At 63.3% G+C, this 9,278-nt stretch carries 12 protein-coding genes; 5 read left to right on the forward strand and 7 right to left on the reverse strand.

Annotation, left to right across the window (positions count from 1 at the left end; translation table 11 throughout):
• Positions 1-50 precede the first annotated feature (50 nt).
• Both BLX42_RS25880 and BLX42_RS25885 read right to left on the reverse strand, forming a co-directional pair.
• The gene (locus BLX42_RS25880) at positions 51-521 is read right to left on the reverse strand and encodes a GreA/GreB family elongation factor (protein WP_161872948.1); all 471 of its coding nucleotides are present in this window, start codon (positions 519-521) and stop codon (positions 51-53) included.
• Positions 522-523: 2 nt separating this feature from the next.
• Complete coding sequence (locus tag BLX42_RS25885) at positions 524-916, reverse strand: hypothetical protein (RefSeq protein ID WP_046786601.1); 393 nt, start codon at positions 914-916, stop codon at positions 524-526.
• A 130-nt stretch (positions 917-1,046) separates the two neighbouring features.
• Here BLX42_RS25885 and earP point away from each other — a divergent pair, with 130 nt between their 5' ends.
• Positions 1,047-2,180: an elongation factor P maturation arginine rhamnosyltransferase EarP gene (earP, locus tag BLX42_RS25890; RefSeq protein WP_161872949.1), complete on the forward strand. Its 1,134-nt coding sequence runs from the start codon at positions 1,047-1,049 to the stop codon at positions 2,178-2,180.
• Positions 2,181-2,228: 48 nt separating this feature from the next.
• A complete protein-coding gene (gene efp / locus BLX42_RS25895) occupies positions 2,229-2,798 on the forward strand; it encodes an elongation factor P (protein ID WP_012271109.1) in 570 nt (189 codons plus the stop codon).
• Between the two features lie 58 nt (positions 2,799-2,856).
• Here efp and BLX42_RS25900 read toward each other — a convergent pair whose 3' ends face one another.
• From BLX42_RS25900 to BLX42_RS25910, 3 genes are all read right to left on the reverse strand, one after another.
• Positions 2,857-3,285 (reverse strand): organic hydroperoxide resistance protein, encoded by a 429-nt coding sequence (locus tag BLX42_RS25900; protein ID WP_039605055.1) that lies wholly within the window; start codon positions 3,283-3,285, stop codon positions 2,857-2,859.
• 143 nt (positions 3,286-3,428) lie between these two features.
• On the reverse strand, positions 3,429-3,884 hold the full coding sequence (locus tag BLX42_RS25905; RefSeq protein WP_046786599.1) for a MarR family winged helix-turn-helix transcriptional regulator: 456 nt from the start codon (positions 3,882-3,884) through the stop codon (positions 3,429-3,431).
• Between the two features lie 55 nt (positions 3,885-3,939).
• Positions 3,940-4,896, reverse strand: coding sequence for a LysR family transcriptional regulator (locus tag BLX42_RS25910; protein ID WP_161872950.1), 957 nt, complete (start codon positions 4,894-4,896; stop codon positions 3,940-3,942).
• Positions 4,897-5,009: 113 nt separating this feature from the next.
• Here BLX42_RS25910 and BLX42_RS25915 point away from each other — a divergent pair, with 113 nt between their 5' ends.
• Positions 5,010-5,759, forward strand: a complete 750-nt coding sequence (locus BLX42_RS25915; RefSeq protein WP_161872953.1) for a sulfite exporter TauE/SafE family protein — start codon at positions 5,010-5,012, stop codon at positions 5,757-5,759.
• A 22-nt stretch (positions 5,760-5,781) separates the two neighbouring features.
• On the opposite strand, the gene BLX42_RS25920 is transcribed toward BLX42_RS25915, so the two are convergent.
• The gene (locus BLX42_RS25920) at positions 5,782-6,633 is read right to left on the reverse strand and encodes a LysR substrate-binding domain-containing protein (protein WP_012313384.1); all 852 of its coding nucleotides are present in this window, start codon (positions 6,631-6,633) and stop codon (positions 5,782-5,784) included.
• Between the two features lie 96 nt (positions 6,634-6,729).
• On the opposite strand from BLX42_RS25920, the gene BLX42_RS25925 reads away from it, so the two are divergent.
• The gene (locus BLX42_RS25925) at positions 6,730-6,948 is read left to right on the forward strand and encodes a DUF1127 domain-containing protein (protein WP_012313385.1); all 219 of its coding nucleotides are present in this window, start codon (positions 6,730-6,732) and stop codon (positions 6,946-6,948) included.
• 73 nt (positions 6,949-7,021) lie between these two features.
• On the opposite strand, the gene BLX42_RS25930 is transcribed toward BLX42_RS25925, so the two are convergent.
• Positions 7,022-8,368 carry a class II 3-deoxy-7-phosphoheptulonate synthase gene (locus tag BLX42_RS25930; RefSeq protein ID WP_161872951.1) on the reverse strand — a complete coding sequence of 449 codons (1,347 nt, stop codon included), beginning with the start codon at positions 8,366-8,368 and terminating at the stop codon, positions 7,022-7,024.
• A gap of 118 nt (positions 8,369-8,486) precedes the next feature.
• Here BLX42_RS25930 and BLX42_RS25935 point away from each other — a divergent pair, with 118 nt between their 5' ends.
• Complete coding sequence (locus BLX42_RS25935; protein ID WP_161872952.1) at positions 8,487-9,242, forward strand: spermidine synthase; 756 nt, start codon at positions 8,487-8,489, stop codon at positions 9,240-9,242.
• The last annotated feature ends 36 nt before the right edge of the window (positions 9,243-9,278 follow it).

Genomic DNA, 9,278 nt, shown 5'->3' on the forward strand with positions numbered 1-9,278 from the left:
GAGAGCAGCGGGGTACCTGTGGGAGCCGGCTTGCCGGCGATTGGGCCGGTTCAGGCAACCTCGATAATGAAGAACAGCTGGGCCCCAAGGCTAACCTCGTCATCGACCTTTTTACCGATCAGTTGCTGGCCTAGCGGTGAGCGCGGGGTAATGACCGTCACCAGTGCGTCTGCCTCGCCAATCTTCAACCCGGCCGCTTCCGGCCCCAGGAACACCTGCCGCTGAGCCCCCGCTTCATCTTCCAGAATCACCAGGCTGCCGATCTGTATCCCCCGCGCCGGGTCGTAGTCGCGCAGCACCAGTTGCTGGTAGATCAGCAGTGCCTGGCGAATCTCGGCCGTGCGCCGCGCCTGGCCGGTGGCCAGGTACGAGGCCTCCAGGCCAAGGGTGTCGTACTTGTTTTCGGCGATGTTTTCTTCGGCGGTGGCGGTTTCGTAGGCGGTTTGCGCGGCGCGGCGCAATACTTCCATGTCGGTTTCCAGGGCTTCAACGATACGCGTGAGCAGGGCGACCTTGTTCATGATCAGTAACAGAACTCCAGCACGTTGGCCTGGCTCTTTTCGGTCGGCGCAGTGCGGTTCTGCGACAGCCAGAACTGGCACTTGGGGCTGTTGAGGTTGCGTGGGTTGCCTTGCGCGGCCTCGGCCGCCTGCTGCAGCTCCTGCTTGTGCAGGATGGCCTTGTAGCGCTCGAACATCTCGTTTTGCGCATCCGCCGGTTGCGCCGGCGGGGCCGCGGGCCGGGCAAGGGCGGGGGCGACGGCCTGGGCCACCGGCTGTACCTGCTCGGGCCACAGGTGTACGGCCAGCCACAGGCTCAGCGCGATGGCCACGGCACCGAGCCATAGGCCCAATGCCACACACAGGGTCAGTTGCACAGGCTTGAGGGTTATTTGCAGTTCACGGTGGCGGGGCATGGCGGCCTCCTGGCAGGCGTTATGACGGCCATTGTCGCATGGCATCGGGCGGTTTTTCAGCGTTGGTGCTTTTGTCGGCGACAATTTAACCGCAGAATTCGTGATTTTGCGCAGGGCGAGGGCAGGGCACATGAACGTCACCTGGGACATTTTCTGCAGTGTCGTCGACAACTACGGTGATATCGGTGTGACCTGGCGCCTGGCCCGGCAGTTGGTGGCCGAGCACGGGCTGGCGGTGCGCTTGTGGGTGGACGACCTGGAGGCTTTCGTGCCCCTGTGCCCAGGCGCCGACGCCGGCGCCGCGCGGCAATGGCAGCAGGGCGTCGAAGTGCGCGCCTGGCCTGGCCAGTGGCAGCCGGTCGAGCCTGCCGATGTGGTGATTGGTGCCTTTGCCTGCCAGTTGCCCGCACAGTACGTCGAAGCGATGCGTGCCCGTTCCACGCCGGTCCTCTGGCTTAACCTCGACTACCTCAGTGCCGAAGACTGGGTGGAGGGCTGCCACGGCTTGCCGTCGCCGCAGCCCAATGGCCTGCGCAAGGTGTTTTTCTTCCCGGGCTTTACCGAGAAGACTGGCGGGTTGCTGCGCGAGGCTTCGTTGCTGGCGCAGCGGCAGGCTTTCGAGCAATCTGCACAGGCGCGAGCCGCCTTCCTGCAAGGGCTGGGTGTAGACGTGCAGGCCGAGGCGCAACTGGTCTCGCTGTTCGCCTATGAAAACCCGCAACTGGGCAGCTGGCTCGACGCATTGGCCACCGACACCTGCGCCACCCATCTGTTGGTACCGCAAGGCCGTATTCTCCCGGACCTGGCCAATTGGCTGGGCGAGCCGGGGCTCAAGGTCGGTGACGTGTTCCAGCGGGGGGCGCTGAGGGTGCAGATCTTGCCGTTCGTCAGCCAGGACGACTATGACCGCCTGCTGTGGAGCTGCGATTTCAATGCGGTGCGCGGCGAAGACTCGTTCGTGCGTGCGCAGTGGGCCGGCCGGCCGATGCTCTGGCACATCTACGTGCAAGAGGAAAACGCCCACTGGGAAAAGCTCGACGCGTTCCTGCACCTTTATCGACAGGGCCTGTCGGACGCTGCCGGCGAGGCAATGGTGGCATTGTGGCGCGCCTGGAACATGAACCACGATATGCACCAGGCCTGGCGAGGGGCCCGTAAACACTGGCCGGAACTGCAGCAGCATGCCCGTGAGTGGGCGGCGCGCCAAGCCGCTCGGCCGGACCTCGCCAAGGCGCTGGTACAGTTTTACCGAAATTGGCTATGATATGCGGCCTCGATTTTTATAAATCCATCCAGATTCGGATACTTCGTAATGAAAACTGGTAAAGAACTGAAACCCGGTACCGTACTGCGGATCGACAACGACCCGTGGCTGGTTCAGAAAGCCGAGTTCACCAAATCGGGTCGCAACAGCGCGATCATGAAGACCAAGCTGAAAAACCTGCTGACCGGCTACAAGACCGAAACCGTTTACGGTGCGGACGACAAGCTGGACGACGTGATCCTGGATCGCAAAGAAGCGACCCTGTCGTTCATCAGCGGTGACTCGTACACCTTCATGGACACCACCGACTACACCATGTACGAACTGAACGCCGAAGACATCGACGCCGTTCTGCCGTACATCGAAGAAGGCATGGAAGACATCTGCGAAGCCGTCTTCTTCGAAGGCCGTCTGGTATCGGTCGAGCTGCCGACTACCATCAGCCGTCAGGTTGTCTACACCGAGAACGCTGCGCGTGGCGACACCTCGGGCAAGGTCATGAAGCCTGCCAAGCTGAAGAACGGTACCGAGATCCAGGTTGCCGACTTCATCCAGATCGACGAGTGGATCGACATCGACACTCGCGACAACAGCTTCAAGGGCCGTTCCAAGAAGTAATTCTTCTTGTGATGTGCACAAAAAACCCGGCCTCGGCCGGGTTTTTTTGTGCCTGTGTTCAGACCGTTACATGCAGCCTTACATCCACATTGCCGCGGGTAGCGTTGGAATAAGGGCACACCTGGTGCGCCTTCTCCACCAGCCCTTCGGCTTCGGCCTGGGCAAGGCCCGGCAGGTTGATGTGCAGGTCGATATCCAGGCCGAAGCCACCGGGGATCTGGCCAATGCCCACCTTGGCGGTGATCGAAGCGTCGCCAGGCAGTTGCTTTTTCTCCTGGCCGGCGACGAATTTCAGTGCGCCGATGAAGCAGGCCGAATAGCCAGCCGCGAACATTTGCTCAGGGTTGGTGCCGTCACCGCCCGCGCCGCCCAGTTCCTTGGGGGTGCTCAGCTTGACTTCCAGCTTGCCGTCGCTGGAGCGGGATTTGCCGTCGCGACCGCCAGTGGAGGTGGCTTCTGCGATGTACAGCGGAGTGACCTTGTGCATATTGAGCCTCGCTAGTGTGCTGTGCGCCCCGTGTGTATGCCGGGTGCATCGGGTGGGTACGGGATTTAAATTAGCGCGCAATTAGTTAGCGCGCAAGATAAATCTTCACCGCTCGTCCGAACGGGCATTGCACAGCATAGCCGTCAGAGGTTCTTTTGCAGGCTGTCGCGCAACTCCAGCAGGTCTGCCTGTAGTTGTTGCAGGCGCTCCAGGCTGCGGCCGCTGGCCTTGAGAATGCACGGCGGCACCTCTTTGGCCTGCTGCTGAAGGGCGCGCCCCTTGTCGGTCAGTTGCACCAGCACCACCCGTTCATCCTCGCGGCTACGGGTTCGCTTGAGCAGGCCTTCGCTTTCCAGGCGCTTGAGCAATGGCGTGAGTGAGCCGGGGTCGGTGAGCAGGTGCTGGCTGATCTCGCCCACGGTCAGGCCGTCCTGTTCCCACAGTACGAGCATGGCCAGGTACTGCGGGTAAGTCAGGCCCAGCGCCTGCAGCAGTGGCTTGTAGACTTTGGTCATCAGCAACGAGGTGGAGTGCAGGGCGAAGCAGACCTGGTTGTCCAGCAGCAGCTCGTCGCAAGAAGCTTGGGTGTCGGCGTTCATGCAGGTCCTTGAATGTAATCAATGGGGAAATCTAGCACGCTGAAGGTTTGCGCGCTCATTGCCATCGCAGCTCACTTCGCAGTGCCAGGTCCCACGGGGGGATCGGGCTGAAGCGGCTCTTGAGGAATTCGAGCAGCAAGCGGCTGCGAGAGTTCGTTTCATGTGCCAGGCGCAGCGCATAAATACCGCTGGTCTCTGCTGCGGGCAGGCCGTTGTCGCAAAAAAGCGGCACCAGTTCGCCACGCAGCAGGTACTCGCTGACCAGCCAGGTCGGCAGGTGGGCAATGCCCAGGCCGGCAAGCGCGCCGAACAGCAGCGTTTCAGCATTGTTGGCGGCCATGCGCATCCGCGAGGGCCGGTACAGCCGTGATTGCCCATCGACGTTGAAGCGCCAGGCGAACGGCGGTGCCAGGCCGTCCCAGTCCAGCCCATCGTGGTCGGGCAATTCGCTGGCGCAGGCGGGTAAGCCGCGGCTGGCCAGGTAGGCGGGGCTGGCGCAGGCGACGCGGACCATGTAGGCCAGCGGTGTGGCGACCAGGCGGGTATCGGCCAGAGGGCCTGCACGCAGCACCAGGTCGACTTCGCCCAGGTGGCTGCCGTGCAGGTCGACGAAGCTGTCGATCAGGCGCAGGTGCACATCAAGGCCTGGGTAGGCCACCAGGAAGTCGGCAATGGCCGGCGCCAGGTGGCGGCGGCCGAAGGCGGCAGGGGCGTCGATACGGATCAAGCCCTCCGGTGCACTGCTCAGGGACACGGCCTCGGCGCGGGCCAGGCGCAGTTCCTCAATGATACGCCGGGCGCGCTCGGCGAAAGCGTTGCCTGCAGGCGTGGCGCGCACCGCATGGGTGCTGCGGGTGAACAGGCGGCTGCCCACGGCGCTCTCGAGGTTGTCGATGCGCCGGGCGACGGCGGAAGGGGTGAGTGGATGGCGCCGGGCGGCAGCGGAAAAACTGCCGGTCTCCAGCACATCGAGGAACAGGCTCAGTTGATCGGTCAGGGTGTCAGGGCTCATGGCTGCCTTGCTTTTGCATGAATCGCACAGCCATTGTGCGTTGCTGTGCGTTTCCCCGCCAGAGGGTAATCGTTAGCATGCTCGCATTGTTAACGCAGGCGGATGAGGCCCTGATGATCGAGTGGTTGTTGTATATCGTGCTGGGCGCAGCCTTGGGCACCATGGGTGGGTTGTTCGGCATTGGCGGCGGGTTGATCGCCATCCCGGCGCTGGGTGTGCTGTTCGGGCTCGATCAGCAATTGGCCCAAGGCACAGCCTTGGTGATGGTGGTGCCGAACGTGTTGCTGGCGCTGTGGCGTTATCACCAGCGCAACCGCATCGAGTTGCGCCATGCCTTGCCGTTGTCGGTGTGCAGCTTGGTGTTCGCCTGGTTGGGCTCGATCTGGGCAGTGGGTGTCGATGCGCAGGCCATGCGCCTGGGCTTCGTCGGCTTTCTGGTGGCGCTGGCCCTGTGGAACGTGGCGCGTCTGTTTATCAAGGCTGCTCCGGCAAGCCCGGAGCTGCGCCATCCCTGGCCCTGGCTGGGAGTGCTGGGTTGCTTCAGTGGAACCATGGGCGGTTTGTTCGGGGTGGGCGGCGCGGTGGTGGCCACGCCGATCCTGACCAGCGTGTTCGGCGCCACGCAGGTGGTGGCGCAAGGGCTGTCGCTGGCGCTGGCGGCGCCGAGCACCATGGTGACCTTGCTGACCTATGGCGTGCACCACAGTGTCGACTGGGGTGTGGGGATACCGTTGGCGGTAGGCGGCCTGCTGAGTATCAGCTGGGGAGTGCGGCTGGCCCATGCGCTGCCGGAAAAGGTGCTGCGGGCGATGTTTTGTGTGTTTTTGGTGGTGTGCGCGGTGATGCTGGGGTTTGAGCTTTAGGGGGTGGCGTATGGCACAGCCATTACTGGAAGCCTTCGATGATGTAGTCGGCCATGCAGTCGGTGATCGGTGACTGGCTTTGTGCATTGCGCAGCAGCATCACATTGGCCACCGGCAGCTCTGGCAAGCCGTCCTGCTCGCCCAGGATGCGGATATTGCCGCCAATCAGGCTCTGCAACTGCGCCGTCACTGCCAGCCCCGCCGTGACGATGGCGAAGATCGCCGCCAGGCTCGGGCTGGTGTAGGCGATGCGGTAGTCGATGCCTTGGGCCTCCAGGGCATTGCAGGTCCAGGCGCGGCAGAAGCAGTCGGTGTTGAACAGTGCGAGGGGCATGGGCCGTTGCTCCTGTGGGCAAAAGCTTTCGGCGGCGGCCCACACCAGGCGTTCCTGGCGCAGCAACTGGCCAACCTCGTTGCCGGGCTCGCGCGTGACGATGGTCAGGTCCAGGTCCTGGCGCAGCATCAGGTGTTTCGACGAATCACAGTGCACCTCCACCTGCACCAGCGGGTAGGCCTGGGCGAAACTCGACAGGATGGTCGGCAAGAACCGCATGGCGTAGTCGTCCGGTGTGCCGATGCGCACCAGGCCGACCATGTGCGGCATGCGCAAGGTGTTGAACACTTCGCCATGCAGCTTGAGGATGCGCCGTGCGTAGCCCAGCAGTACCTGGCCCTCGGCGGTCAGGCGCACCTGGCGGCCGTCGCGCTCGAACAGTTGGCGCTGCAGGACGTCTTCCTCCAGGCGTTTCATCTGCATGCTGACGGCCGACTGGGTGCGGTTGACCACTTCGCCGGCGCGGGTGAAGCCACCTTGCTCGGCAATGGCGACAAAGGTGCGCAGCACGTCGGCATCGAGGCTTTGGTAGTGGGACATTGCATCAATCTCCTAGATGCATGGCATAAGAAACATTCGTTGGATTGATCTTAAGCCCGGCGCGAGACTGAAGTCATCAACACGGAGGGCTTCACGATGAAAGGTCATGTCAGCAGCATTCAGCACCCAGCCTTTTCCCTTAACCACCTGTGGCATGCGGCCTTGCAGCGCCCGGCTCGCTGGTTGGAGCTGTACCGCCAGCGTCGGGAGCTGGCCAGTCTCAGCGATGCGACGTTGCAGGATCTGGGGTTGAGCCGGGCAGATATCCAGCAGGAGGCAGAGCGGCCATTCTGGGATGATCCGCTGCGTAAATGAGGGTGGGCCGTGATGCGCCGCAGGGGCGGCGCTCGGTCTTGAGAACGCTGAAGGGCTGCGACAGGCAGTTACCTCAACGGCGTACCTGCTTGAGCGTTTCGGCAATCAAAAACGCCAGCTCCAGCGACTGGTCGGCGTTCATGCGGGGGTCGCAGTGAGTATGGTAGCGATCCGACAGCCCATCTTCGGTAATCGGCCGTGCGCCACCGATGCACTCGGTAACGTTCTGCCCGGTCATCTCGATGTGAATGCCGCCCGCATGGCTGCCTTCGGCCTGGTGCACCTGGAAGAACTGCTTCACCTCATCGAGAATCTGCGCGAAGTCACGGGTCTTGTAGCCGCTGCTGGCCTTGATGGTATTGCCGTGCATCGGGTCCGAGCTCCACAGCACCTTGCGCCCCTCGCGCTCGACGGTGCGGATCAGCCCTGGCAGGTGCTCACCGACCTTGCCGGCGCCCATGCGCACGATGAGGTTGAGGCGCCCCGGGTCGTTGGCCGGGTTGAGCGTATCGATCAGGCGGATCAGCTCTTCAGGGTTCATGCTCGGGCCGACCTTGACCCCGATCGGGTTGTGCACCCCGCGCAGGAACTCCACATGTGCGCCATCGAGCTGGCGGGTGCGGTCGCCGATCCACAGCATGTGTGCCGAGCAGTCGTAGTAGTCGCCGGTCAGGCTGTCCTGGCGCACGAAGGCTTCTTCGTAGTTCAGCAGCAGTGCCTCGTGGGCGGTGAAAAAGCTGGTTTCGCGCAATTGCGGGGCGCTGTCCAGGCCGCAGGCGCGCATGAAGGCCAGGGTCTCGTCGATGCGGTTGGCCAACTGGTGGTATTTGTCGGCCAGCGCCGAATTGGCGATGAAGTCCAGGTTCCACTTGTGCACCTGGTGCAGGTCGGCGAAACCGCCCTGGGCGAAGGCGCGCAGCAGGTTGAGGCTGGCGGTGGCCTGGTGGTAGGCCTGCAGCAGGCGGTCGGGGTCCGGTACGCGGCTTTTTTCGTCGAAGCCGATCCCGTTGACGATGTCGCCGCGGTAGGCCGGCAACGTGACGTTGCCGATGGTTTCGTCACCCGATGAGCGTGGCTTGGCGAACTGGCCGGCCATGCGCCCGACCTTGACCACCGGGCAGCCGGCGGCGAAGGTCATGACGATGGCCATCTGCAGCAATACCTTGAAGGTGTCGCGGATCTTCGCCGCCGAGAACTCGGCGAAGCTTTCGGCGCAGTCGCCGCCCTGCAGCAGGAAGGCGCGGCCTTCGGTGACCTCGGCGAACTGCCGGCGCAGCTCGCGCGCTTCCCCGGCAAACACCAGCGGCGGGTAGCTGGCCAAGGTCTGCTCGACCTTGAGCAGATGCGCGGCATCGGGGNAGGTCGGTTGCTGCTGGATCGGCAGGGCACGCCAGCTGTCAGGGCTCCACGGTTGGTTCATCACAGGCTCGGTCTTGTCGGTTATAGGCTGTCTGCCATGGTAACAGTTGGCGCTGAGCTTGTTGCATCGGGGACGTTGGCGGACAATGCGCGTTTTTGCGCGGGCGGGTGGCAGGTTCATGGCGACGGAGCGGGAAGAACGGCTGTTGGCTCGGGTCGAGGATGCCTTTGGGGTCATCAGCGTGTATGAAGTGGATGATTACCGCTTCCTCGAATTTGGCGATGCCATCGAGCAAAGCTGCGTGTTCACGGCCGACCCCAGCTGGCTGGAGTACGACTATACCCGCGCCATGCTGGTCGGTGCGCTGTGCCACGAACAGCCTGAAAGCGCACTGTTTCTTGGCTTGGGCGCCGGCACCCTGACCCAGGCCTGCATGAAGTTCCTGCCGCTGGAAGACATCGAGGCTATCGAGCTGCGCCCGGATGTACCGCGCCTGGCCATGGAGTACCTGGGCCTGGACGACGACCCGCGGCTGTATGTGCGGGTTGGCGATGCCCTTGAGCTGCTGCCCACGGCGGAGAAAACCGACCTATTGTTCGTCGACCTGTATACCGACCACGGCCCGGGTGTCGGGCATCTGGCCTGGACCTTTCTGGAAAATTGCCAGAAGCAGCTCAACCCCGGTGGCTGGCTGGTGATCAACCAGTGGGCCGGTGATGACGGCAGGCCGCTGGGCGCGGCGCTGTTGCGCGGGTTGTACCACCGGCATTACTGGGAGCTGCCGGTGAAGGAGGGCAATGTGATCCTGCTGGTGCCGGCGGACCTGGAGCAAACGCTGGACCTGGGTGGGCTCAAGGGCAGGGCTGAAGCCTTGGCGCCACAGCTGGGGTACAGCCTAGAGGGGTTGATCAAGGAAATCCGCCCCGCAACGTGAAGGCCTGGCGCGGGCCCCCGGTAGGAGCGGCCTTGC

Source organism: Pseudomonas sp. SG-MS2 (assembly GCF_009933855.1).
Taxonomy (GTDB): domain Bacteria; phylum Pseudomonadota; class Gammaproteobacteria; order Pseudomonadales; family Pseudomonadaceae; genus Aquipseudomonas; species Aquipseudomonas putida_E.